Source organism: Desulfovibrio sp. MES5 (assembly GCF_002237645.1).
In the GTDB taxonomy this organism is placed as follows: domain Bacteria; phylum Desulfobacterota; class Desulfovibrionia; order Desulfovibrionales; family Desulfovibrionaceae; genus Desulfovibrio.
Genome location: NZ_MJUZ01000004.1, coordinates 48,100 through 73,221 on the forward strand (window position 1 = coordinate 48,100; position 25,122 = coordinate 73,221).

20 protein-coding genes and 1 riboswitch are annotated in these 25,122 nt (G+C 59.4%); of the genes, 8 read left to right on the forward strand and 12 right to left on the reverse strand.

Annotated features, from left to right (window positions below):
- The first annotated feature begins 200 nt into the window (after positions 1 to 200).
- Positions 201 to 444, forward strand: a riboswitch (cobalamin riboswitch).
- Positions 445 to 662: 218 nt separating this feature from the next.
- Positions 663 to 2,939: a 5-methyltetrahydropteroyltriglutamate--homocysteine S-methyltransferase gene (gene metE, locus BCS36_RS01295; protein ID WP_291301127.1), complete on the forward strand. Its 2,277-nt coding sequence runs from the start codon at positions 663 to 665 to the stop codon at positions 2,937 to 2,939.
- Between the two features lie 64 nt (positions 2,940 to 3,003).
- Here metE and BCS36_RS01300 read toward each other — a convergent pair whose 3' ends face one another.
- The 6 genes from BCS36_RS01300 to alr all read right to left on the reverse strand — a co-directional run bounded on the left by BCS36_RS01300 (position 3,004) and on the right by alr (position 11,633).
- A complete protein-coding gene (locus BCS36_RS01300) occupies positions 3,004 to 3,507 on the reverse strand; it encodes an AbrB family transcriptional regulator (protein ID WP_291301128.1) in 504 nt (167 codons plus the stop codon).
- 567 nt (positions 3,508 to 4,074) lie between these two features.
- Positions 4,075 to 7,107: an NAD(P)(+) transhydrogenase (Re/Si-specific) subunit beta gene (locus tag BCS36_RS01305; protein ID WP_291301129.1), complete on the reverse strand. Its 3,033-nt coding sequence runs from the start codon at positions 7,105 to 7,107 to the stop codon at positions 4,075 to 4,077.
- 55 nt (positions 7,108 to 7,162) lie between these two features.
- A complete protein-coding gene (locus BCS36_RS01310) occupies positions 7,163 to 7,444 on the reverse strand; it encodes an NAD(P) transhydrogenase subunit alpha (RefSeq protein ID WP_179980264.1) in 282 nt (93 codons plus the stop codon).
- Between the two features lie 198 nt (positions 7,445 to 7,642).
- Positions 7,643 to 8,815 (reverse strand): NAD(P) transhydrogenase subunit alpha, encoded by a 1,173-nt coding sequence (locus BCS36_RS01315; protein WP_291301130.1) that lies wholly within the window; start codon positions 8,813 to 8,815, stop codon positions 7,643 to 7,645.
- A 100-nt stretch (positions 8,816 to 8,915) separates the two neighbouring features.
- Entirely contained in the window at positions 8,916 to 10,298 is a 1,383-nt protein-coding gene (locus BCS36_RS01320) for an amino acid permease (protein ID WP_291301131.1), read from the reverse strand.
- A gap of 219 nt (positions 10,299 to 10,517) precedes the next feature.
- On the reverse strand, positions 10,518 to 11,633 hold the full coding sequence (gene alr, locus BCS36_RS01325; RefSeq protein ID WP_291301132.1) for an alanine racemase: 1,116 nt from the start codon (positions 11,631 to 11,633) through the stop codon (positions 10,518 to 10,520).
- Positions 11,634 to 11,979: 346 nt separating this feature from the next.
- On the opposite strand from alr, the gene BCS36_RS01330 reads away from it, so the two are divergent.
- Complete coding sequence (locus BCS36_RS01330) at positions 11,980 to 12,234, forward strand: hypothetical protein (protein WP_291301133.1); 255 nt, start codon at positions 11,980 to 11,982, stop codon at positions 12,232 to 12,234.
- Between the two features lie 140 nt (positions 12,235 to 12,374).
- Here the strand turns inward: BCS36_RS01330 and BCS36_RS01335 are convergent, their stop codons facing one another.
- The 4 genes from BCS36_RS01335 to modB all read right to left on the reverse strand — a co-directional run bounded on the left by BCS36_RS01335 (position 12,375) and on the right by modB (position 16,183).
- Positions 12,375 to 12,938, reverse strand: coding sequence for a Fe-S-containing hydro-lyase (locus tag BCS36_RS01335; protein ID WP_291301134.1), 564 nt, complete (start codon positions 12,936 to 12,938; stop codon positions 12,375 to 12,377).
- A 249-nt stretch (positions 12,939 to 13,187) separates the two neighbouring features.
- Entirely contained in the window at positions 13,188 to 14,033 is an 846-nt protein-coding gene (locus tag BCS36_RS01340; protein WP_291301135.1) for a fumarate hydratase, read from the reverse strand.
- Positions 14,034 to 14,711: 678 nt separating this feature from the next.
- Positions 14,712 to 15,506 carry an ATP-binding cassette domain-containing protein gene (locus tag BCS36_RS01345; RefSeq protein ID WP_291301136.1) on the reverse strand — a complete coding sequence of 265 codons (795 nt, stop codon included), beginning with the start codon at positions 15,504 to 15,506 and terminating at the stop codon, positions 14,712 to 14,714.
- On the reverse strand, positions 15,503 to 16,183 hold the full coding sequence (gene modB, locus BCS36_RS01350) for a molybdate ABC transporter permease subunit (protein WP_291301137.1): 681 nt from the start codon (positions 16,181 to 16,183) through the stop codon (positions 15,503 to 15,505). The genes BCS36_RS01345 and modB overlap by 4 nt, the downstream gene beginning before the upstream one ends.
- Positions 16,184 to 16,372: 189 nt before the next feature.
- On the opposite strand from modB, the gene BCS36_RS01355 reads away from it, so the two are divergent.
- Entirely contained in the window at positions 16,373 to 16,525 is a 153-nt protein-coding gene (locus tag BCS36_RS01355) for a hypothetical protein (protein WP_291301138.1), read from the forward strand.
- A 264-nt stretch (positions 16,526 to 16,789) separates the two neighbouring features.
- On the opposite strand, the gene modA is transcribed toward BCS36_RS01355, so the two are convergent.
- Entirely contained in the window at positions 16,790 to 17,542 is a 753-nt protein-coding gene (modA, locus tag BCS36_RS01360; RefSeq protein ID WP_291301139.1) for a molybdate ABC transporter substrate-binding protein, read from the reverse strand.
- Between the two features lie 155 nt (positions 17,543 to 17,697).
- On the opposite strand from modA, the gene BCS36_RS01365 reads away from it, so the two are divergent.
- The gene (locus tag BCS36_RS01365) at positions 17,698 to 18,822 is read left to right on the forward strand and encodes a TOBE domain-containing protein (protein ID WP_291301140.1); all 1,125 of its coding nucleotides are present in this window, start codon (positions 17,698 to 17,700) and stop codon (positions 18,820 to 18,822) included.
- 386 nt (positions 18,823 to 19,208) lie between these two features.
- Here the strand turns inward: BCS36_RS01365 and BCS36_RS01370 are convergent, their stop codons facing one another.
- Positions 19,209 to 20,225 (reverse strand): TIGR01212 family radical SAM protein, encoded by a 1,017-nt coding sequence (locus BCS36_RS01370; RefSeq protein ID WP_291301141.1) that lies wholly within the window; start codon positions 20,223 to 20,225, stop codon positions 19,209 to 19,211.
- A gap of 241 nt (positions 20,226 to 20,466) precedes the next feature.
- Here BCS36_RS01370 and BCS36_RS01375 point away from each other — a divergent pair, with 241 nt between their 5' ends.
- The 4 genes from BCS36_RS01375 to mrdA all read left to right on the forward strand — a co-directional run bounded on the left by BCS36_RS01375 (position 20,467) and on the right by mrdA (position 24,889).
- The gene (locus BCS36_RS01375) at positions 20,467 to 21,507 is read left to right on the forward strand and encodes a rod shape-determining protein (protein WP_179980274.1); all 1,041 of its coding nucleotides are present in this window, start codon (positions 20,467 to 20,469) and stop codon (positions 21,505 to 21,507) included.
- Positions 21,508 to 21,583: 76 nt separating this feature from the next.
- Complete coding sequence (gene mreC / locus BCS36_RS01380) at positions 21,584 to 22,522, forward strand: rod shape-determining protein MreC (protein WP_291301142.1); 939 nt, start codon at positions 21,584 to 21,586, stop codon at positions 22,520 to 22,522.
- Entirely contained in the window at positions 22,519 to 22,989 is a 471-nt protein-coding gene (locus BCS36_RS01385) for a hypothetical protein (RefSeq protein ID WP_291301143.1), read from the forward strand. The genes mreC and BCS36_RS01385 overlap by 4 nt, the downstream gene beginning before the upstream one ends.
- A complete protein-coding gene (gene mrdA / locus BCS36_RS01390; RefSeq protein WP_291301144.1) occupies positions 22,973 to 24,889 on the forward strand; it encodes a penicillin-binding protein 2 in 1,917 nt (638 codons plus the stop codon). The genes BCS36_RS01385 and mrdA overlap by 17 nt, the downstream gene beginning before the upstream one ends.
- Positions 24,890 to 25,122 lie beyond the last annotated feature (233 nt).

The window sequence follows — 25,122 nt, forward strand, 5'->3', positions numbered from 1 at the left end:
AACTTTTATTTATTTCCGTCTGTTACTGGACTACCTGAGCAGGTGGCCGGTTATGCCCGCGCTTTGCAGCCCACACGAAATCAAAACTGTCCCAGATCAAAGCAGCCTTGCGGTGGCGGCTCAGCAGCACCCCGCCCTTGGGGTTCAGGAACAAGCCACCCGCATTCTTTGCTGCCCGCGCTTGACACCGTGCCCATCGTTATATATCAATTTATCTAGATATTGTGATGAGAAACGGAAAACGGTGAAAATCCGTTGCGGACGCGCCACTGTAATCGGCACAAACCCGCGCCGTACCACTGTCCACCAACGGAAGCAGCAACATTGTTGAGAATGCGTATTCCCAACAGAGCTCTGCTTCAAGGGACGGGAAGGTACGGCCACGCGCAACCACAAACGCGCAGGGGCCGGAAGCCAGGAGACGCCTCATCACCTGCCGCCATCCGGCGGCAAGGCAGTACTGTCTCGCGTTCAGGCAAGTGCCCGGTCAGGCGTTGCTGCGCCCGGCCAGAGCCGTGCGGCATAACCAGTGCCGCGCGTCGGTACGGATTGCATCCGTATTGTGAAGTGGCGACGGGACCGGCGGGTCGCGCGTCATTTCAGGTATACAAGCTCTAGCGTGAAAAAGACTGCCCTTTCAACACCATATGAAAGGAGCAACCATGCGTACCCACATTCTCGGCTTTCCCTCCATGGGCAGGCAGCGTGAGCTGAAACAGGCTCTCGAATCTTTCTGGCGTGGCGACACTTCCGCCCAGGATCTCACCAGCACTGCGCACCAGCTTCAGGAAACCCATTGGGCTATCCAGCGCGAGGCCGGACTAAGCTACGTGACCACAGGCGATTTTTCACTCTATGACCGCATGCTGGACACGAGCCTCATGCTCGGGGCCGTGCCCGCCCGCTTTGCCCACTGCGGCAAGGACGCCCTGACGCGCTATTTCGCTCTGGCGCGCGGCGACGCCTCACGCAACATTCCGGCCATGGAGATGACCAAGTGGTTTGACACCAACTACCACTATCTTGTGCCGGAAATCGAAGCCGACGCCGTCTGGACGCCCGGCGAACACTCCGTGCTGGAAACCACGCGGCGCGCTGCCGCCAAGGGCTTCACGCCCAAAGCCGCCATCATCGGCCCCTTCACCTGGCTGGCTCTGGCCAAGGGCCAGAACGGCGCAGACCCGTGGGCGCGGCTGGACGAAGTGCTGGCAACCTATACGGCGCTGCTGGAACAGCTGGCTCCGCTCTGCCCATGCATTCAAATTGAAGAACCCGTGCTCTGCACTGAACTTCTGCCCGCCTCTGCCGCCGCGCGCTTTGCCGAAGCGTATATGGCGCTCAATGCGGCGGCGGCCCGTGCCGGATCAGCCAGGCTTTTGCTGGCCACCTACTTCGGGCCGCTGGGCCAGCACCTTGCCCTGGCCATAAACAGCGGCTGCGCGGCCCTGCATATCGACCTTGTGCGCGGCCCCGGCCAGCTGGACGCCGTGCTCGCCGCCCTGCCCGATCATACGGCCCTTTCGCTCGGGCTGGTCAACGGACGCAATATCTGGAAGACAGACTACGCGCAGGCCGCCAGCCTCATGAACCGCGCCGTGAACGCCCTTGGCGCTGACCGTGTTCTTCTGGCTTCATCCTGCTCGCTTCTGCACAGCCCCGTTGACCTTGCGGAAGAGACAGACCTGCCTGCCCACATCAAGAACCGCATGGCCTTTGCCGTGCAGAAATGCGCGGAACTGGCCGACCTCAAGGCCATCGCGCAAGACCAGGGCGCGGACATTCTTGCAGCCAACGCCGCCGTGCTGGCCGAGGCTCAGGCTCATGCCGACACGGTGCTGGCACGGGTGCGTGAACGCGCCGCCGCCGTGACCCCGGACATGTTGGCCCGCAAATCGCAGTTCGCCGCACGCAAACAGGCCCAGGCATGGCTGCGTCTGCCGCTTCTGCCCACCACGACCATCGGTTCCTTCCCGCAGACAGACCATATCCGCAAAACGCGGCTGGCCTTCAAGCGTGGACAGATGGCCCAGGCAGACTACGAAACCGCCATCAAGGCCGAGATTGCCGCCTGCATCAAAAAGCAGGAGGAACTCGGGCTGGACGTTCTCGTGCACGGCGAGGCCGAACGTAACGATATGGTGGAGTATTTTGGGCAGCAGCTTGGCGGATTCTGCTTTACGCGCAATGGATGGGTGCAGAGCTACGGCAGCCGTTGCGTCAAGCCGCCCGTCATCTATGGTGACGTGTACCGCAAAGCGCCCATGACCGTAGCATGGGCGCGCTATGCCCAGTCCCTGACGCAAAAGCCGGTCAAGGGCATGCTCACCGGGCCTGTGACCATCCTCTGCTGGAGCTTTGTGCGCGACGACCTGCCCCGCAACGAGGTATGCCGCCAGATCGCTCTGGCCATCCGTGATGAGGTGACCGATCTTGAGGCGGCAGGCATACACATCATCCAGATCGACGAGGCCGCCCTGCGCGAAGGCATGCCCCTTACCGCCGCCGAGGCTGCCGTGTATCTGCAATGGGCCGTGGACGCCTTTCTTCTGGCGTCCACTGGCATTGAAGACCGCACGCAGCTGCACACGCACATGTGCTACAGCGAATTCAACGCCATTCTGCCCGCCATCGCGCGTATGGACGCCGACGTCATCAGCATCGAATCCAGCCGCAGCGGCATGGAACTGCTGGACGCCTTCACCCGCTTTCACTATGTGGGCGAGGTCGGCCCCGGCGTGTATGATATCCACAGCCCGCGCATTCCCACGGCGGACGAGATGGTGCGCTTGCTGCGCCTGGCGCTGCAACACATCGACAAAAACCAGCTGTGGGTCAACCCCGACTGCGGCCTCAAGACGCGGCGATGGGAAGAGGCGTATCCGGCTCTGGAAAATATGGTAGCAGCCGCCCTGCGGGTGCGGGTGGAACTGTCTGCCTGACAAAACGGCGCAGCCGCCGGAGCAACTTACGTAATTGCTACGGCGGCTGCGTGAGCCGGATTCGCTATATCTTGGCCATAAGAACCAGCAGTTTGGCTATAAGCGGCGAGAGCAGCACAATGGCATAGATGCGCACCAGGTGGTACACCATAATCATAGGCGCTTCGCGTCCCGCATCTCCGGCCAGGGCCATGATGGCGTTGAAACCGCCGGGGCTGGTGGCAAGGTAGGCGCCTTCGGCGCTCATGCCGCCAAAGCGCATGCTTATCCAGGAGCAGCCGAGACCGGCGGCAAGAATGATAAAGGTCGAAAGCAGCATGATGGGCCACGTTTCACGCACAACGCTCAGCATGCCGGGGCTGTACATATTGCCAACGATCACGCCCACGCAGCCGTACACCACATATCTGATCCAGTGCGGCATGTACGGCGTGGCGACGGAACCGAAACTTTTAAAAATAACCACTGCCACCATGGCCCCGGTCATGGGGCCGCCCGGCAGGTCAAAGTAATCAAAAACCAGGCCTCCGGCGAGGCCCACGGCAAAAAGTGTGATCAGGGTCGTCATAAATCCTTCCTTCACGCGGCTTTGTAGTCTTTGCACAGGGAGCGCCTCTACGCTGAAGCAAACACCCTTTGAGGTGGTGTGCTGCCTGAAAAATACTGTCTCCGCCCCTCCTCAGATCAGAAAACTCTTCGTACTCTGACAAAATACACCAAGAGTTTTAGGGGGTGGGGGCGTGGGGAGGAGGCCCTTTTTTAGAGCATTTACCCTTATAAAAAAGGGTAAATGCTCTCACGCTGCACAAGAGTGCGGCGCGCCACAACGTGGCGTGGATTCTGCCGAAAATCGCATTTTCGGCAGAATGACACCTTTGAAAGGTAAAACATTTCAAAGGTAATCAGGTCTAAAGAGGGTCCCTCTCCCACAAAGCATTTCAACGTGGCATTGCTTCAACGACGCAAAATCCTTGCGCTGACCGCGTCATGATATGACGGGGCACAGCCCGCCGTCCGCACTGCATACGCCCATTGCCGCCGCTCCTCAATGCCCAAAGTGACGAGGGGGCGCATTCTTCTCATGGAAGAATGCGCCCCCTCAGGATACTTGCGCAGGGGTAATTGCGCAGCGGTGCTACTTCTGGAGTATGCCTATGAGCTTGTCCATAGTGGCGGCGGCGTCGCCAAGCATCATGATGACGCCGGGCTTGCCGTACAGGGTGTTGTCCACCCCGGCATAGCCGGGCTTGTCGTCATAGTTGCAGATGATGACGTTCTTGGCCTCGCCAGCCTTGAGGATGGGCATGCCATAAATGGGCGTGCCTTCGGCCGTGTTGGCCGCAGGGTTCACCACGTCGTTGGCCCCGATGACGATGGCCAGATCGGCTTCGGCAAACATCGGATTAACGACATCCATTTCAAGCAGGTGTTCGTAATCCACATTGGCTTCGGCAAGCAGCACGTTCATGTGGCCGGGCATGCGTCCCGCAACCGGGTGGATGCCATAGCTCACCTTGACGCCCTTGGATTCCAGCAGGTCGGCAAGCTGCTTGACCTTATGCTGGGCCTGGGCAAGGGCCATGCCGTAGCCGGGCACGATAACAACGCTCTTGGCATCCCTGAGAACCTGATCCACCTGATCTCCGCCAGCCGGAGCCGCCGCAGGCGCCGGGCTTTCGCCCTGCGCGTAGGCCAGCAGCTTGTCAAAGCTCTTGGAGGCGTCGCCCGTCATGAGGATCACGCCCTCGCGGGTATACAGGGGGTTGGGCACCCCGGCGTAGCCCGGCTTGTCGTCGTAGTTGCAGATGATGATGTTCTTGGCTTCTTCTGCCTTGAGGATGGGCATGCCGTAGATGGGCGTGCCCTCCGCGCTGTTGGCCGCAGGGTTCACCACGTCGTTGGCGCCCACGATGACCACAAGGTCGGCATCGGCGAACATCGGGTTTACCGTGTCCATTTCAAGCAAATGTTCGTAATCCACATTGGCTTCGGCGAGCAGCACGTTCATGTGGCCGGGCATGCGCCCCGCCACGGGATGGATGCCGTAGCTCACCTTGGCTCCCTTGCTTTCCAGAAGGTCGGCAAGCTGCTTGACCTTGTACTGGGCCTGGGCAAGAGCCATGCCGTAACCGGGCACGATAACCACATTTTTGGCGTTCTGCACCAGCTTGGCGACCGCGGCTTCCTTGCTGTCGCCGCCGGATGGGGCGGCGGCTGCAGGGCTTTCGCCCTGAGCGAAGCTCACCAGGCGGTCCACGGTCTTGGCCGCGTCGCCCGTCATGAGGATTACGCCCTCGCGGGTATACAGGGGGTTGGGCACGCCAGCGTAGCCCGGCTTGTCGTCATAGTTGCAGATGATGATGCCCTTGGCTTCTTCGGCCTTGAGGATAGGCATGCCGTAGATGGGCGTTCCCTCGGCGGTGTTGGCCGCAGGATTCACCACGTCGTTGGCCCCGATGACCACCACAAGGTCGGATTCCGCAAACATCGGGTTCACGGTATCCATTTCGAGCAGGTTTTCGTAGTCCACATTGGCTTCGGCGAGCAGCACGTTCATATGGCCGGGCATGCGCCCCGCCACGGGATGGATGCCGTAGCTCACCTTGACGCCCTTGGCTTCCAGCGTGTCCGCAAGCTGCTTGACCTTGTGTTGGGCCTGGGCAAGGGCCATACCGTAGCCTGGCACGATAACAACGCTCTTGGCGTTCTGCACCAGCTTTGCGGCCGCAGCTTCCTTGCTGTCTCCGCCGGACGAGGCGGCGTTTTCTTCGGCCGGGGCATTGCCCTGGGCGTAGTGCAGCAGGGTATCAAAGGTCTTGGCCGCGTCGCCCAGCATGAGATGCACGCCAGCGCGCTCATACAGGGGGTTGGGCACGCCGGCGTAACCCGGCTTGCTGTCATAGTTGCAAATGATGATGTTCTTGGCCTTTTCGGCATCAAGGATCGGCATGCCGTAAATGGGCGTGCCTTCCGCGCTGTTGGCCGCAGGGTTCACCACGTCGTTGGCGCCCACGATGACCACAAGGTCGGCATCGGCGAACATCGGGTTTACCGTGTCCATTTCAAGCAGGTGTTCGTAATCCACATTGGCTTCGGCGAGCAGCACGTTCATGTGGCCGGGCATGCGCCCCGCCACGGGATGGATGCCGTAGCTCACCTTGGCTCCCTTGCTTTCCAGAAGGTCGGCAAGCTGCTTGACCTTGTACTGGGCCTGGGCAAGAGCCATGCCGTAACCGGGCACGATAACCACATTTTTGGCGTTCTGGACCAGTTTGGCCACTTCGGCCTCAGTGGATTTGACAGGAACCGGGGCAGCGGCGGCGGCTTTGGGCGCGGCCCCACGGGCGGGCGTGACCACAGAGGATTCGCCAAGCAGGATGGACAGCAGCTTTCTGTTCATGGCCTTGCACATGATGCGCGTCAGCAAAAAGCCCGAAGAACCGATGATGCCGCCAATGGCCACCAGCAGGGGATCGCTCACCGCAAAACCCGCAATGGCAGCGCAGACGCCGCCCATAGAGTTCAGCAGCGAAATGGTGATGGGCATGTCGGCTCCGCCCACGCGGATGGTGAACCCGATGCCAAAGGCCGTGCCCGACAAAAGCATCATGAAGATGAAAAAGCCGAACAAAAAGTGCGGAAACACCGTGCCCATAAGCACGGAAAATCCCATAACGCCCAGAATGGACAGGATGATCCGGGTATGGTCGGGCAGGATAATGGGTTTTTGCGGCAGGATCTGATGCAGTTTGCCTGCTGCCACAAAGGAGCCGGTAATGGTGGTCATGCCCATGGCCATGGCCAGGCAGGCGCTGCCGCGCTCAAAGGCCGTGGGCGCACCCGTGTCCGTCAGGACAAGAAAGCTCACAATGGCCGCTGCGCCGCCGCCGATGCCGTGCAGAAAGGCGACCATCTGCGGCATCTGGATCATCTTGACCTTGTTGGACAGGGTAAGCCCCAGCGTCATACCCACGGCAATGGCCAGCCAAAGCGTGGGAGACGTCATGGAGCCGTCCTTGAACATGGTCACAAGAATGGCGAGGCCCATGGCCGAGGCGCAAAAAAGATTGCCCTTGACCGCAGTGGGAACCTTGTTCATGAGGCGCAGACCAAAGAGTACCGACGCCACAAGAAGTCCGGCAATGATGTTGTAGGTTAGTGCATTCATGTCACAGCAACCCTTTCTTCTGATTTATGGTTGTAGCAAAGGCCAGAATGAAGGGTTACTTCTTTTTCCCGGCGACCATTCGAAGCATTTTGTGAGTAATGTCAAACCCGCCGAAAACGTTCACAATGGCCATGGCGACGGAAATGGCGCCCAGGATGGTGAAAAAGACGGAGCCCGCAAGATAGGTCGCCGTCACCGCACCAAGAATGATGACGCCCGAAAGGGCATTCATGGCCGACATCAGGGGCGTGTGCAGCAGGCTTGGCACATGGCTGATGATCTTGTAGCCGAGCAGCGTCGCAGCAACGAACACTGCCAGCAGGGTAATTGGGGTCATATGCTCTTCCTTGAATTTTTTTTCCGGGGCCTATGCGGGATGCCCGGGCGGCAAGCGCCGTCCGGGCACTTTCGCTGTAACCCAGAGCATGTGCCTTTGAAAAAGTCCACATGCCCTGTCGCTGCACGGGAGTGCAGCGCGCCGCTAGCGGCGTGGAGTCTGCCGGAAATGCCATTTCCGGCAGACTGGCGCTCGGTTCTACAGTCCCATGGCCTCACGCGCGCCACGGTGGACAATCTGCTTGTCGATGGTGGTCAGCGTGGATTCGATAATGGGATCGCTCTTGTCCAGCACAATCTTGCCGTCCTTGGCCAGGAAGGAAAGCAGCTGGTACACGTTGTTGGCGAACATCCAGGTGGAGCTCGTGGGCATCATGCCGGGGATGTTCTTGGTGCCGTCAATGGTCACGCCGTGCTTGACCACCACTTCACCAGCCTCGGTCAACTCGCAGTTGCCGCCCTGGTCAATGGAGATGTCAACGATGCTGGAGCCGGGAGCCATAGAGGCCACCATATCTCCGGTGATCAGGATGGGGGCCAGCTTGCCGGGGATCAGGGCGGACAGGATGATGATGTCCGAATCCTTCACCAGGGGCTTCAGGGCCTCACGTTCCTTGCTCAGCCATTCATCGCTCAGGCGCTGGGCATAGCCGCCTTCGCCAATGGCCACATCGGCGGGCACGCCCACGTCAAAGCACTTGGCGCCAAGGCTCGTGGACTGTTCGCGCGCGTCGGGCCGGATGTCCACGGCGGTTACCACAGCGCCAAGGCGCTTGGCGGTGGCGACGGCCTGAAGGCCCGCCACGCCCGTGCCGATGACCAGCACGTTGGCGGGTTTGATGACGCCCACGGCCGTGCCCACCATGGGCATGAACTTGGCCAGGCGGTTGGCGGCCATGAGCACGCCCTTGTAGCCGGCCACAGTGCTCATGGAGGTCAGGGCGTCCATGCCCTGAGCGCGCGAAATACGCGGGATGCCGTCAAGCGTGATGCTGATCACGCCCGTGGCCGCCAGCTTTTTCATCATTTCATGGTTCACCGGCGCGGCGGGATGCAGGAACGTGATCAGGTACTGGCCGTCACGCACCATTTCCGCTTCGTGCTTGTTCACCTTTTTATTGAACAGGGGTTCCTTGACCTTCAGGATCACGTCGGCCTTGGCAAAGATTTCCTGAACGTCTTCAATAATCTTGCCGCCAGCTTCAACATAAGCGGCGTCTGGGAAAAACGCGCCGTCGCCCGCCCCCTCCTCGACCAGAACTGTGGCCCCTTCGCCAACCATCTTCTTGACGGTATCAGGAGTTGCGGACACGCGGCGTTCGCCGTGCATGATTTCCATCGGCACACCGATAGTCATACCCTGAAACTTCATTATAAGACTCCTTGAGACGTTAGAGACTCTTTATCTCTTGTGCGGCAGCCGACGCCCAACGCGCGGTTGTCGCCACACTGTACTGGACATGTTGCTGTTACTAAGCGTCTTTCTTGTTCCAACCGAGCAGGTTGTACACAATGTTGATGCCGATAATCCAAAGCGGCCCAACTATCATGGCGATGCGTGTGGATTCACCAATGGTGAGAATCACGCACACGAACACCAGGCCGACCAGGGCGAAATAGTTGGAGTAGGGATACCAGGGCATTTTGTACGCGATCTTGGCCGTTTCTTCCGGCGACTTGCTGGCACGGGACTTCATCTGAACGATGATGATGGTTCCCCATATCCACAAGGCGGCGAAGGTGGCAATGCTGGTTACGATGATAAACACTTCTTCAGGCACGATATAGTTGAGGAACACGCCGATAAGCATGATGCACGAAGACACCAGGATACCGCGCGCGGGCACGTTGGCCTTGCTGGTCTGGGCAAAATACTGCGGAGCGCGTTTTTGCAGAGCCAGGTTGTAAAGCATGCGCCCGTTGCTGTAGATGCCGCTGTTGCAGGAAGACAGCGCGGCGGTGGCCACCACGAAGTTGATGATGCCCGCAGCCGCGGCGATGCCGATGTTCTTGAAGGTCAGCACAAAGGGGCTGCCGTGCACGCCGATTTCATTCCAGGGGAAGATGCTCATGATGACGAACAGAGCGCCGATGTAGAACACGAGGATACGCCACAGCACCTTGTTGATGGCTGAGGGGATGGATTTTTCAGGGTTGCAGGCCTCACCTGCGGTGACGCCGATGAGCTCAATGCCCAAAAATGCGAACATGACCATTGATAGGGCCATAAACACGCCTGTCATGCCATTGGGCAAAAAGCCGCCTTCAAGGGCGTACAGGTTGGTGATGCCCGTGGGCACGCCGCCATGGCCGATGCCGAACAGGATAATGCCAAGACCAATGGCGATCATTGCGATAATGACCACAACCTTGATGAGCGCGAACCAGAATTCGAATTCGCCGAAAAGCTTTACGGAAATGAGGTTGACGGTTGTCATGGCCACCAGTGCCAACAAGGCCGGTATCCACTGTGGCAAGTCCGGCCACCAGAAGGTGCAGTACACGCCCACAGCCGTGATTTCGGCCATACCAGTGATGATCCACATGAACCAGTAGGTCCAGCCGGTTATGTAGCCCATGCGCGGGCCCATGAACATATTCGCATACGCGCTGAACGAGCCGGACACGGGATAGGCGACAGCAATTTCACCGAGGGCGCGCATCACAAAGAAGATGACGGCCGCGCCGATGAGGTATGACAGCAACAGGCCCGGGCCAGCTGTTCTGATAGCCGTGCTTGAACCCAGGAACAGGCCGACGCCGATGGCCCCGCCGATGGCGATAAGCTGAATATGTCTAGACTCCAACCCTCGGGTTAGTGTTTCACCAGTTACGCTTTTGTTTTCGCTCGACATATGTTCTCCTTGCAAAACCGTGAACGAGTTTGAATGCCAATCCTTAGACAACGAGGTTTCGTGAGTGGGGGGAGCCTCCTTTTTCCTCTTGATGTAGTGTATGTATCTCGGGCAGGGACCCGGTCATCCGCATATGACCGAAGTCGTCCGACCACGGGAAGCTACGGCATTCTCCTCATACAAAATGTTGCAGGCGATGATATATGAACGACAACAGGTTCATTCCACGTACACCCTGGGCACACGCTTGCCCACCATGCACACGACTTCGTAATTGATGGTGCCGAGATGCGCGGCGATTTCATCGGCGGGCAGTTCGGGGCCGCCGAAGAGCAGCACTTCATCATCTGCGCGGACATCAGGGATATGGCTCACGTCGGCCATGCACTGGTCCATGCAGATGCGTCCAACCACGGGCGCGCGCTCGCCCCGCACCAAGACCTCGGCCTTTTTGCTGAGCATGCGCGTATACCCGTCAGCGTAGCCGATGGGTATGGTGGCAAGGAGACTGTCTTTCTGCGTATGAAAAATACTGCCATAGCTCACGCCCACGCCGGGCGGAACCTGCTTGACCATGGCCAGCCGCGCCTTGAGGCGCATGGCGGGGCGCAGTTCAATGGGGATGGGGCATTCGTCCGAGGGCTTTAATCCGTAAAGGATTATGCCCGCCCTGACCATATCAAGCTGGGCCTCTGGCATGGAAAGTATGGCGGCGCTGTTGGCGCAATGCCGGATGGCAAGGCGTATGCCGGATGCCTCCACCGCCGCCATGGCAGCCTGAAACCGCTCAAACTGTTTGAGGCAGTACGAGCGATCGGCGCTGTCCGAACTGGCAAAATGGGTAAACATGCCCTCAAGCACAATGTTATCAAGGCTGGACACGTAGGAGCAGAAGGCCGCCGCTTCTTCGGGGCGCACGCCGATGCGCGTCATGCCCGTGTCAACCTTGACGTGCACCTTGACGGACATGCCAAGCCCGACTGCAGCCGCTGAAAGGGCGTCCGCCTGTTCCTTGCTGAAAATGGTCTGGGTAATGTGGTTGCTGACCACGAAAGACGCCGCCTGCGGCGGCGTATAACCAAGTATGAGAATGGGCACGGTAATGCCCGCAGCGCGTAGTGCTGCTGCCTCATCCAGAATGGCCACGCCAAAATAGCCCGCGCCCAGAGCCACGGCTTCATGGGCCAGGGGCACTGCTCCGTGTCCATACCCGTCTGCTTTAATGATGGGGCAGAATATCACTCCAGGCTTAAGCAGCGACCTGATCTGGCGCATGTTATGCCGCAGTGCTGAAAGACTTATTTCCGCCCACACCGGTCTGTCAAAACTGACCACAACGTCCTCCCGTTCCGGATACAGCAATATCCACGGCTGACATTATCAGTATATGGGCACGATAACCCATATAAAATCCTGCCTATGGACACGTGAAACTATATATTAAAAAAATAAACCCATCATACATAGTTATTTTTCAACAATCAGCGCCTGAAAAAACGTTTCAGCATACGTCAAAACATTTTCTGAAAAAAATTCAACATATTCTGTTTGCGACACTAAATTTATAAAAAAGCCTGATATCTGCTTTCAAAATTTTATTGCTTTGATGTCAGGATATATACAAGTGATACCATGAGTGTCTCATTATGTCCATGCTTGCAAAAAAATTTGCAGCAATTCTTTGTCAGCCATCTTACTGCGCAGCACCAACATCCTTTTTTTTCACGGTATTAGCATAAAAAACACATTTTTCGGCCACAAAAAACAGTTAACGCCTGCCCGTCGCTGGCTGCAAAAAAACTTCAAGCCACTCATATCCAAAGCTGGACTGGTTCGTAAAAATCCGCGCTGCTGGCTGCTCCCGCGTCTCTGCGGGTCGATCAATCAACCAAGCGCCGCCGTCTTTTCTGCGCGCTGCATTTACAAAAGTTTGTAAGCAGCCCTTTTCAACATAAGCATTTATAACCACAAGATTTATCAACTAATTTTCAAACGTGATAAAATGCTTTCATTTTATTTCAATAATTTCAGTGTATTAACTTTGTATCAGAAAAAAATTCCTGTCATTTCTTCCAACTACACACGTCGATATGGCTGTTGCCCCATTTCATAATAATTGCCGCCTTCAGCATCCATAACCACAATGGCGGGGAAGTCCTCCACCTCAAGGGCGGCCAGAGCTTCCGGCCCCAGGTCGTCATAGGCCAGCACCGTGTATTTTTTGATGCTGCGCGCCACCAGCGCCCCTGCGCCGCCAATGGCCGCCAGATAGGGCGCGCCAAAACGCCGAATGGCTTCCGCCACTTCTGCGCTGCGATAGCCCTTGCCTATCATGCCCTTGAGGCCCAGTTCCAGCAGCTGCGGCGTATAGGCGTCCATGCGGCCGGATGTGGTTGGCCCGGCTGCGCCGATGACCTGCCCCGGACGCGCGGGGCTTGGCCCCAGATAGTAGACCACCGCGCCCTGCAAATCCACGGGCAGGGGCTCGCCCTTTGCCAGGCTTTCAACCATGCGTTTGTGCGCGGCGTCGCGCGCGGCCAGCACCGTACCGGTAATAAGCACCCTGTCGCCCGCCTTCAACGAGCGGGCGGTGGCGTCATCAAAGGGAGCCGTGACGCGCCTGATGTTCTGATCTGCCATGGGAGTCTCCTGGAGCAATCTACCCTTGAGAATGACACTCTCAAAGTTTGCGGCACGCTTGCTTCGTCGCTTGACAGCGCAAATAAACAGCGGCGGCGTCTTTAGTCTCTAGCGGTGCTGTCCTGCCCCGTAAGTCGGTTCCGTCAACGGTTCAGCAAGTCCTGCGGGCAAGAGCTGAAGCGGCGCTCGCTCCTTGGTTGCTGGCGACCGCTCACGCAGTCGGCAGCGTGATTTCAAAGTAGCAATGCTCTACAGCACCACTTCGGCGTGACGCGCCGCGTGGCAATTGATGTTCACTGCCACAGGCAAACTTGCAATATGGGTGGGGGCCCACTCCACATGCACCTTGAGCGCGGTTACAAGGCCGCCGAATCCCTGCGGGCCGATGCCGGTACTGTTGACGAGGTCAAGCAGTTCTTCTTCAAGGGCGGCGTAACGGCCATCGGCATTGCGGCTTTCAAGGTCGCGGACGGCGGCGCGCTTGGCGCAGAGCGCGGCCACTTCCATAGTGCCGCCAATGCCTACGCCAACCACCATGGGCGGGCAGGCGCTGGGCCCGGCAGCCTTGACGGCCTCCAGAACCACCCGGCGCACGCCGTCGAGTCCGTCGGCGGGCACCAGCATTCTGAGCAAACTTTTGTTCTCCGATCCCGCCCCCTTGGGGGCCAGCCGCAGGCGCAGGGCATCGCCCGGCACAATACGGGCATGGATGACTGCCGGGGTATTATCGCCTGTATTTTTGCGCTCAAACAGCGGCTCCGCCACACAGGATTTACGCAGATATCCCTGCGTGTAGCCGCGCCGCACGCCCTCATGAATGGCTGATTCAAAATCCCCGCCCACAATGCGCACGTCCTGCCCCACGTTGGCAAAGACCACGGCGAGGCCGGTGTCCTGACAGATGGGCATGCGTTCAGCCCTGGCCAGAGCGGCATTTTCCAGCAACTGCTCCAGAATGGCCTGCCCAATGGGCGAAGATTCCTCTTGCCTCGCGCGGACCAGCCCCGCCTCTACATCGTCGGGCAACAGACAGCAGGCATCTACGGCCAGGCGGGCCACTGCCCGCGATATTTCCTCAGCATTGATTTCTTTCATGTCTCACACATGGTTTCCGGTTTGGACGCCGCTTGTGGATGGCCCAGTGACGCACCTGGAAGAAAAGCAGGAACCGTCGTTGAAGGCAAGCTTCATCCACCCGAAAAGATACAATTTTTTTGAGGGCAGCATAGCCGTAATGCAATTTCTGTCAAACAACATTATGGTACTAGGGTGATGCAAAATTGTATCAAGCTCCGCTGCAAAAAAGCAATGCCTATACGCGGCTGCCATCGCGGTTTCTGGCCGTTTTTTTACGCTTTTGTCTCTATGACTTCAGGAAGATTCGGTTTTATTATATACAAAATTGTACTGATCATGCCGGGGTGTAAACCGGCATTCAGGAAGCGCAGGGCGCAGGCGGCGGCGCTGTGTTTTTTTTGCGTCCACAGCGGGGTAAAGACCCAGCCCATCTTTAGAGCAGATTAACTTTGAACTGCTTCACATTTCAGAGTTGTCATGCAGCCGAGCTTTATTCGCAGCTTCCTTCGTCGCAACGGCCAAAGCCCTGCAGATCCATGCCACGTTGTGGCGTGCTGCACTTTCGTGCGACTAGAGCATGTACACTTTTTCAAAGTTACCGTGCTCCAGCCGAACAAAAAACAGCGCACAGCCGGAGTCGCGTTGGCTGTGCGCTGTCGCGCCGCAAGGGCGCACCATTCTGCCCATGTGGACACGTCAGTGGGACTGTCCGAGGCAAGTATTCTGCCAGGCATCCGGCCAGGCATCCGACCCCTGCTCCTGCAGGTGCCGCAGGCAGCGGCCAGGGCTGTCAAAACCGCGCCGCAGATCGGCATAGTTGGGCACCATCCGGGCATGGCCGTGTTCATAAAGAATCAGGCTGCCCGCAAAAGCATCCACATCACCGGGATCATGCGTGATGATCACCGCAGGTATGGTGAGGTCCGCCATCAGTTCCAGCAGTTCTTCGCGCAGACGCTCGCGCAGCAGCGGATCAAGCGCCGAGAACGGTTCATCCAGCAGCAGAAGCTCCGGCTCGGCATTGAGCGCGCGGGCCAGGGCCGCTCGCTGCCGCTGGCCGCCGGAAAGCTGAGAAGGCAGGCTGCGGGCCAGATGCCCGATGCCGAATCGTTCCAGCATGTCCTGGGCGCGCCGCTGCTGGACAGCGCACACGCGCCACGGCCAGAGGCCGGTGCCGCTGTAGGCGACATTCTGCAACAGGGTCAGATGCGGAAACAGGGCGTAGTCCTGAAACATGTAGCCGATTTTACGGCGCTGGGCGGGCACAAAGACATTGCGGTCCCCATCGTACAGCGTGCGTTCGCCAAGCAGGATATGGCCGGAATCCGGCCGCACCAGCCCTGCAAGGCACTGCATGGTCAGGCTTTTGCCCGAACCGGAAGGCCCGAAGAGCACCACGTTCTTGTGGTCCCCGCCTATTTCATAGTCCACGTCCAGGCTGAAGGGCACTGCCGCGTTTTTGAAGCTCTTGTACAAACGCAGGGAAATCATCGCCGCCGCCTTTTCAGTTTCAACAGCAATTCCGCAGCCATGAGCAGGCCCACGCAGGCAAGGGACGTGACGATGACAAGCCAGGTGGCCTGGGCGTCGTTGCCAGCCTGAAAGGCGTCATAGATGGCCAGGGCCAGCGTCTGGGTCTTGCCGGGGATGTTGCCCGCGATCATGAGCGTAGCGCCGAATTCGCCCATCCCGCGCGCGAACGCCAGCATGAGCCCGGCAAAAATTCCCTTCCAGGCCAGCGGCAGGGACACGCTGATGAACACGCGCCACTCTGAAGCGCCGAGGGTACGGGCGGCGTCTTCCAGGTGTGCGTCCACCTGTTCCAGTGCCGCTCTGGCGGATTTGTAAATGAGCGGAAACACCACCACCGTGGCCGCCACGACCGCGCCCTTCCACGAAAAAATGAGATTGATGCCGATTTCTGCCAGCCAATGGCCGAACACCCCCCGCCGCCCCACCAGCAGAATCAGGTAGTAGCCAAGCACCGTGGGCGGCAAAACCAGGGGCAGGGTGCACAGGGCGTCCAGCAGGGCGGGCATGGGGCCTTTTTTACGGGCCAACCCCCAGGCCATAAGCGTGGCCGCCACAAAGGAAACCAGCGTAGCCGTGCCAGCCACCCGGAGCGAAAGCTCCAGCGGGCTCCATATGGAAATGCCGTCAAAATCCATGAAAACGCGCCCCTCCACACATTGCTGTCACATGCGGCCCTTCGCCGCATGCCCTCTTGCCCCAGCCATCCCCAGTCCGCACTGACGCGCGCCGGTTTGCCCTGCGCGGGAAAAAATACGGCGCAGTTCTGTTCTACCCAAACAGCGCCGACAGTGCGAGAGCGATTGCCTGGCATCAGTAACGCCCCTTTGGCCGCAGGCCTGAAAAACTGGCATTGCAAATTCCAGGCCTCGAAAATTCTCGGCCTCACCCGCTGCCCCGTGCAACAGCGCCAAACCGGCAAGAGCAAAATCGCGCCGGGCGCTGCTGACACCCGGCGCGACGCGGTTGATCCCGCATGAGATAGCCATTTACAACATACTGTATCTATTGCTCTAATTTTGGCAAATCGTTATTGTTGCCAGCCGGGAACCGGGACTCCCGATATCCTTCGCCAGAGATGCCCGTGCTGAAACCGCGCTGGCGGCTGCTTGCGCAGGCTCGCGACACAAGGCAAACGTGCTGCTTGTCCGGACTGTCCGGGGCCGGACTGTCCGGGGGGCCAGGCTGTGCCACGCATAACGGGCGTCAGACCCCTTGCCGCAGCACACTAATGGCACTCTGCCCTACGGCTTGGAGAAGCCGTACTTGGCCAGAACCGCCTGCCCTTCGGGCGAGAGCACGAAATCGATGAAAGCCTGGCCCATCTTGGGATTGGAGCCAGTGAGGGCAACGGCAATGGGGTAGGTCACAGGTTCGTGCCCGCCCACAACCATCACAACGTCCACCTTGTCAGCCATCTGCTTGGCATCGGTAGCGTAAACAAAACCTGCGTCCACTTCGCCCCGGGCCACATAGTCCAGCACCTGACGCACGCTGTTGCCCTGAATAAGGGCTGGCTGCACGGCTTCCCACAGCTTGGCGTTGCCAAGGGCGTCCTTGGTGTAGCGGCCCACGGGCACAGAGTCGGGATTGCCGATGGCGATCTTTTTGAAATTCTTGAGGCCATCAAGCTTGGCAGGCTTCTTGCTGCCCGCAGGGACAATAAGAACCAGATCGTTTTCGGCGAAGTTCACGCGCGTGGCGGGGTTCACGACCTTGGCGGCCACGGCCTTGTCCATGGTGGCCTGGTCCGCGGACGCGAAAACGTCCACGGGCGCGCCTTCCTGAATCTGTTTGAGCAGGGGGTTGGACGCGGCAAAGTTCACATTGACCTTCAGGTCAGCGTGCCGTTTTTCAAAAAGGCCTTTCAGTTCAGTGAAGGCGTTGGTCAGGCTGGCCGCACCTGAAACGGTCATTTCAGCTGCCTGCGCGGGAAGGACCAGCAATCCTGTGCAAGCCAGAGCAAGAAAAATGCGTGAAAAGAACGGTTTTTTCATGTGCTTCTCCTGAGCGCCGCAGCGCGGTAGTTTTGATTACCTCATACAGGAGCAGACCAAAGGGGCAAGGCAATCACGTTTTTTGCGAAAACCGTGATGACTGTACAACATGGCATTTTTACATGTACAAGATCCAAAAAACGGCAGGATCCGGCATGGAAAAAAATAAGAACCGTGAGGAAATGGCAGCGCTGTTGCGCACCCTCTCTTCCGCAGACCGTGCATGGCTGCGTCAGCGTCTCATGCGCCGAGACTCCGCCGCGCTGCTGCAGGACACCGGGCGCATAAGCCCGCGAGAGCTGCTGGCCGTGGAAACATGGCTGTGGGAAAAGGCCAGCGCGGCCCGTGGCCCGCGTGAAAAACGCCCTCGCCTGCGCATGTGGCTCATTTTTATGCTTTTGCGCTACGCCGCCTTGCGCCTCGTTGAGATTTTCAACATCAGGCCTTCCCATCTGGACCTTCAGGAAGGCATCATCCGCGTGCCGGACGGCGACGGAACCCCAGGACGCGAAGTGCCCCTGCCGCTGACCGTAAGCCGCCGCCTGCGCCGCGTGCTGGAAGACCCTGCGCTCTTTCCTGAAAGTCAGGACCTCATGCGCTGTGACGCCAGCTACGTGCGGCGCTGCCTGCAACAGTGCGGGGCCGCCTGCGGGCTGCCCAAGGGGCTGTTAAGCGCCCGCGCCCTGCGCCATAGCCGCGCGCTTGAGCTGGGACGCCAGGGCCTGCCCCTGCCCGTGGTGGACATTTTTCTGGGACGCCGCGCCGCTCCGGGACAGAGCAGCATTGTGCGCTGCGACCCGCAGGAGGCCCGCCGCCTTCTGCGCGAACAACTGCAAAGGGAGCGCCCGATGAAAACCAGCGCCAGAAACGTCTTTCAGGGGCGCATTACCTCACTGCGGCAGGCCGGCATCCTGGTGGAAGTGGTGCTGCGCACCGCTGGCGGTCTGCGCATCGTTTCGCTTATTACGGACGAAAGCTGCCGCACCCTGGCCCTGGCCGAAGGCAAACTGGTCAACGCCAGCGTCAAGGCCCCCTGGGTTCTCGTTTCGCCGGGCGAATTGCCCAAAAACGCATCGCCCCCGGCGGAAAACTGCTTTCTTGGCGTGGTCGAAAAGATACGTGAAGACCAGATGGTGGCCGAGGTTGTGGTGGCCCTGCCCGAAGGCAGCCTTGTGTGCGCCATACAAAGCTGCGGCCTCGAGTCTTCCGCCTCACTCAAGGCGGGACAGAAAGTCACCGTGCTGTTCAAATCTTTTTCAGTCATTCTGAACCTGGATTAGAAAACGCAGCTGAAATATTTTGTGGGGAGGGGCGGCCATTTGCATGCCGTAACAAAGCCACGACTGAACCTTGAAAGACTTTGTGGGGGAGGGGCCCTTTTGCAAAAGGGTCCCTCCCCCACGCCCCCCTAAAATCTTTGCTGCATTTTAGGTTAGAGCAATTTAAAATTGCTCTGACGGCTACGGGAGCAGACGTTGGCCACGGAGGCGTAAGCGCCGTTTATCTGCGCTGTTAAGGAAGCACTGGTTAAAGAGCCTCCTGGAAACGCTCAGTTATTTCGGTTGGCAAGGCGCGATCTTTTTTTGAAGCAGGAGTGGACTCTTCCGTTCTCGACTGTTTTAAAAAAAAGAAGCAACGCCGCCAAACGGAATAAATCAGCGCTTCCTTAACCGCCGTACCATTCAGGCCGCGCCTCCGGCACGTCCGCCGCCTTGCCCTGCCAAAGATCACGCGCTGTCATGGCCCGGCGAAGGTCTGTGATGACGCCGCGCTTTTCCGCCGCCCAGGCCGGGGCCAGCAGTTCGCCGGGGGCCGGATCGCTCTGCACCCGGTGCATGATTATGGTCGAGGGGATGCGCGGCAAGGCCGTGCAGAGCAGGTCCACATATTCGTCGCGGGCCAGGGGCTTGTAGCCGCCCTCCTCATACTGACGGGCCAGGGCCGTGCCACGGGGCACGTAGACATTGTGTATTTTCAGCCCGCTGAGCGGCAGCGCAAGCGCCCAATCCAGGCTTTGCAGAAAGTCCTTTTCATCCTCGCCGGGCAGCCCGGCCATGAGATGCCCACACACGGCAAGGCCCCGTGCGGCCGCCTCGCGCACGGCCCATTCGGAGCAGGCGGCGTCATGCCCACGGTTTATGCGCCTGAGCGTGGCGTCATGCATGCTTTGCAGACCAAGCTCCAGCCACACCTCGGCAAGGCCGCTTTTCTGCCCATTGTCTCCGCCAGTATTTCGCGTATAGTGCCTTGCATCACCCCTGGTGACGCAGACATTTGTGCCGCAGGCGGCCAGCATGTCCAGTTTGCGCTGGTCAAGACAGTCCGGTCGCGTGCCCACGGCCACCCCAAGGCAACCGGGCAGGGCCGCCACCTGTTGGAGCAGAAGTTGCAAGCGTTCTGGCGAACCGTAGGTATTGGAGTAGGACTGAAGATAGGCCATAAAGGCCCTGTCCGCGTCGGTTGCACGATACTTTTCAAGCCAGGCCAGCCATTGGCTGTCCAGTGAAAAGCCGCGCCCGCCAAGGCCGGAACCGGAACCGGAAGCATTGCAGAACGTGCAGCCGCGACGCGAGAGAGAACCATCGCGATTGGGGCAGGAAGCTCCCGCGTCAAGTGGAATTTTTTGCACCCGTGTGCCATACTTGCGGCGAAAATACACGGCCAGAGTATGCCAGCGCAGCATGTTTACAAGCCTTGACGGCGGAAAAATCCGGGTAGCGGCGGGGACAAAGATTTTGAACCTCGCGCCAGCCATCTTGACTTCACGCCCGATTTAGCAGAACAGTTTTCAGCCTGACGTTACCGATTTTTACCGCCCCCCGCCTTATCCGCACACCGGGCGCGGGGCGTTGTCTTTGAACTTGACGGACAATTTCCCTTGGGGCGAAGATACGCATACCAGCACAGTGAGGCAAGTTAGAGTAATGTCCAAAATTCTGGATTTCGCATTAGGCATGTTTTCCAATGACCTGGCCATTGACCTTGGCACGGCCAATACCTGCGTCTACGTCAAGGGACACGGTATCGTGCTGCGTGAGCCGTCGGTGGTGGCCGTCAAAAAAGATGCGCGCGGCAACAACGTGGTTCTGGCCGTCGGGCAGGACGCCAAGCGCATGCTCGGCAGAACGCCCGGCAACATCTGGGCCATCCGTCCCATGAAGGACGGCGTCATTGCCGACTTTGAAGTGACCGAAGCCATGCTGCGCCACTTCATCGCCAAGGTACACAACTCGCGCCGTCTGGTGCGCCCGCGCATCATGATCTGCGTGCCCACGGGCATCACTCAGGTTGAAAAGCGCGCGGTGAAAGAATCGGCCCAGTCCGCCGGCGCGCGTGAAGTATACCTCATTGAGGAGCCTATGGCTGCGGCCATCGGCGCGGATCTGCCCATTCAGGAACCTACCTCCAACATGGTGGTGGACATCGGCGGCGGCACCACGGAAGTGGCGGTCATCTCCCTTTCGGGCATCGTGTATTCGCGCTCGGTTCGCGTTGGCGGCGACAAGATGGACGAAGCCATCATGACGCACGTCAAGCGCAAGTATAACATGCTTATCGGCGAATCGTCGGCTGAAGAAATCAAGATCAAGATCGCCTCGGCCTATCCGCTTGACCCGGAACAGCAGATCGAGGTCAAGGGCCGCGACCTTGTGACGGGCATTCCCCAGAATATCATCATCACCTCGGAGGAAGTGCGCAAGGCCATCTCCGAACAGGTGGACAGCATTGTGCAGGCAGTGCGCATCGCCCTGGAACAGACGCCGCCCGAACTGGCGGCCGACATTGTGGACCGGGGCATCGTGCTCACGGGCGGCGGCGCGCTGCTCAAGGGCCTGGACCAGCTTTTGCGTGAAGAAACCTCCCTGCCCATCACGGTTGTGGACGATCCCCTGTCCACCGTTGTTGTGGGCACGGGCCGGGCTATGGATAACTTGCATATTCTTAAAGAAGTGTGCATCGACTGATCTGTGCGGCATACGCGCGCACCCAGCTTCAATGCCGGATTGCTGACGGCGCCGTGCTGGAAAAACACATTCCAGCGTGGCGCCGCTCGCGTTTGAACGGTCTGCTCAACGGGAGCCCCTGCCTGTGACCCTGCGGCGTATTCTCATTCTTGCGGGCATCATGCTCATCCTTTTTCTGGCCATGTACTCCTGGAATCAACGGACGCGCGCGCTGGACGACCTGGCTGCGGAAATCGGCCTTGAGCTGGCCGGAGCCGTGCTCAAGCCCCTGCGCAGCATTCAGGATACCGGACAGGACATGTGGGACCGCTATTTTGACCTCGTGGCCGTTCGTGAAGAAAACGAGGTTCTCAAGCAGCGCGTCAACGAGCTTGAGGCCAAGCTGCTGGCCAACGGCGAAGACATGGCTGAGCTCAAGCGCTTACGCGCCCTCATCCAGCTGCCGGTAGACCAGAGCTGGCGTCCCCTCGGCGCACGGGTGCTGGCCGGGCGCATGGGCCCCAACGCCGTGCTTGACAGCATCACCATCAGCCGTGGCTACAGCACGGGCGGCCGACCCGGCACGCCCATCGTCACCCATCAGGGCCTTGTGGGCCGCGTGCTCAAAGCCAGCGCTCACAGCGCCATTGCCCTGCTGCTCACTGATCCTGGCAGCCGCATTGCCGTATTTTCTCAAGAAAGCCGCGCCCCCGGCATCCTTACCGGGCACGGCACCGGCCAGCCGATGGAAGTGAATTTCGTGCAGCGCGCGGCCAGGGTGCGTGAAGGGGAGATACTCATCACCTCCGGTCTGGACGGCAAGTATCCCAAGGGCATACCCGTGGCCAAGGTGCTCAGCGTGGCCCCTTCCGACTACACCCAGTTCATGGCCATCAAGGCCGACCCGCTGGTGGACCTGCACCATCTGGAAGAAGTGCTGCTGCTGGAGCCCACAGGCATAGCGCCGCCTCCGGATCTGGGCGCGCCGCCCAAAGAAATTCACGGGCCTCCCGCGCCCGGTCGCCCCGGCTCATGAGCGCCCTGCGCGACATCCTCTGGTGGCTCTGCTTTCTGGCTGCGGCTGTGGGCATACAGGCTGCGGTTCCGGGGCTGGACGTCATGGCGGTGGGTCTTATCATCCTGCTGCAGGAACGGGACTACAAAAACATGCTCTGGCTGCTGCCCGCCTTCATTCTTTTGCAGGAAGGCATGGGAACCAGAGTATTTGGCGGAGTCATCGTCTGGTACGCGGCTGTTATAGTGCTGTTTCGCATGGGCCGCTGGCTGTTTGAGGCCGAGAATTTTCTGTTCATCTTTCTGCTTTCGGCCTGTATGGGCGCGGCGTATTACGCGGTGGCATGGCTTATGGCGCCATTGCAGGACCTGCCTTTCAATACGCACGACATACTGGACAAAAGCCTGATCCAGGCAATCTTCATACCCTTTGCCTGGAAAATACTGGTGGCAACCCGCCGTGGGAAGGGCCATGTTTCGGAAAGCTAAGAAGAGCCTGCTCGGCGTAAAAGAAAAGCACGCCCGCAAGGGCATACGCTCCTGGCTGAAAATCCAGGTTGAAAGCGAGGGCTATCAGCCCCCGCGCGGCGGGGTCATCCTGCTTCAGGTGCTGGTGGGTCTGCTGTTTTTTGTTTTTGTGGTGCGCTTCTGGTACCTGCAGATGCACCGTGGGGCAGAGTTTGCGCAGCAGGCGCAGAACAACCGCCTGCGCATCGAGCGCATCTTCGCCCCGCGAGGCCGCATCATGGACGATCAGGGCAAGGTGCTGGCCGACAACCGCACAGCCTACGGCCTTTCGCTGGTACGCGAAGACTGCCCCGACATCCCGGCGACCCTGGCCCAGATCAGCGCGTGGTCGGGCATTCCCCTGCCGCAGATATGGGACAAATTCCGGCAGGACAGGTTCAAGGTTAAATCATTTGAACCTCTCCTGATGATTACAGATATCGATTTCGACCTGGTGGCGCGCATTGAATCGGAAATCTACGCGTGGCCCGGCCTTGAAATTGTGGTGCGCACCAAGCGCAGCTATCCTGAAAAAGACCTTTTCGCGCACGTGCTCGGCTACGTGGCTGAAGCCAACGAGCAGGAAATGGCCGCAGACAGCGCCCTTGCCATGGGCGACCTTGTGGGCAAGCAGGGTCTGGAACTGGAGCTGGAAAAGCAGCTGCGCGGCCGCAAGGGCCTCTACGACGTTGAAGTGGACGCCCATTCCCGCGTGCTTGGCAAGTTTTTGCGTGAAGAACCCCGTGGCGGCAAGGAAATACGCCTCTCGCTGGACAGGGACCTTCAGGAGGCCGCCTGGAACGCCCTTGGCGGCGAGGCTGGCTGCGTGGTGGTGATGGAGCCGGACACGGGCAAACTGCGCGCGCTCGTTACCTCGCCTGCCTATGACAACAATCTTTTTGCGGCGGGCATTTCTCAGCGCGACTGGGACGCCCTGCGCACCAACAGCCGTTTTCCGCTGCAAAACCGGGTCATCCAGAGCGTGTATCCGCCCGGCTCGGTGTGGAAGCTGGTCGTGGCCGCCATGCTGCTGGAGCGTGGCGTCAACCCGCGTGAAACCGTGAACTGCTCCGGGCAGGTCACGCTGGGCAACCAGATATTCCGCTGCTGGAAGCGTGGCGGCCATGGCGCGCAGGACATGCAGAACGCCATAATCAACTCCTGCGACGTCTATTTTTACCAGATGGGCGAGCGCATGGGCATTGACAAGCTGGAGGAATTTGCCAAGGCCAGCGGCTTCGGCCGCCCCACCGGCATTGACCTGCCGCACGAAAAATCCGGCCTTGTGCCCTCCAAGGACTGGAAGCGCCGCCGCTTCGGCCGCCCCTGGGTGCGCGGCGAGACCTACAACGTCTCCATCGGCCAGGGCTATACCCTGGTTACCCCCGTGCAGATGGCCGTGTTTGTGTCGGGCCTGCTCAACGGCGGCGACCTGCTCAAGCCCCAGCTGCTGGATGACGCGCCGCGCGAAATCAAGGGCCGCATACCCGCCAAGCCCTCCACCCTCAACTTTGTGGTGGAAGCCATGCGCAAAACGGCCGCCAACGGCACGGCCAGAGTGGTGGGCCGCAAGGACGCCGACATGGGCGGCAAAACGGGCACGGCCCAGGTGGTCAAACTCAAGATGGCCGCCAACGACCGCCGCCTGCGCACCCACGAAATGGAATACGCCCAGCGCGATCACGCCTGGGTCACCACATGGGGCGTCAAGGACGGCAAATCCTATGTGGTGGTGGTCATGGTCGAGCACGGCGGCGGCGGCTCCAGCGTGGCTGGCCCCGTGGCAAAAAAAGTCTACGATCACCTTTTTGGTCCCGACCCCAACGCTCCGGCGGCTCCTGTGATTCAGGCCCCGGCGAGCCCCGGGGAACGGGCCGACTAGAACAGATCAACTTTGAAATGAGAAGCATTTCATAGTTTTCATTCAGCCGAAAAATGCGATTTGCGGTAGCCGTTAGCGGTTCTTTGCCGCTTACGGATAACGACAGCCATCAGTAGGCTGTCCGTTCAAGGAACCAATTGCTGTCTTTGCGGCAGCCGTTGCCCGCAGGGCTTGCCTGAACCGTTGGCGGGAACCGCCTTACGGGGCAGGACAGCAGCGCTACGGATGGCGAC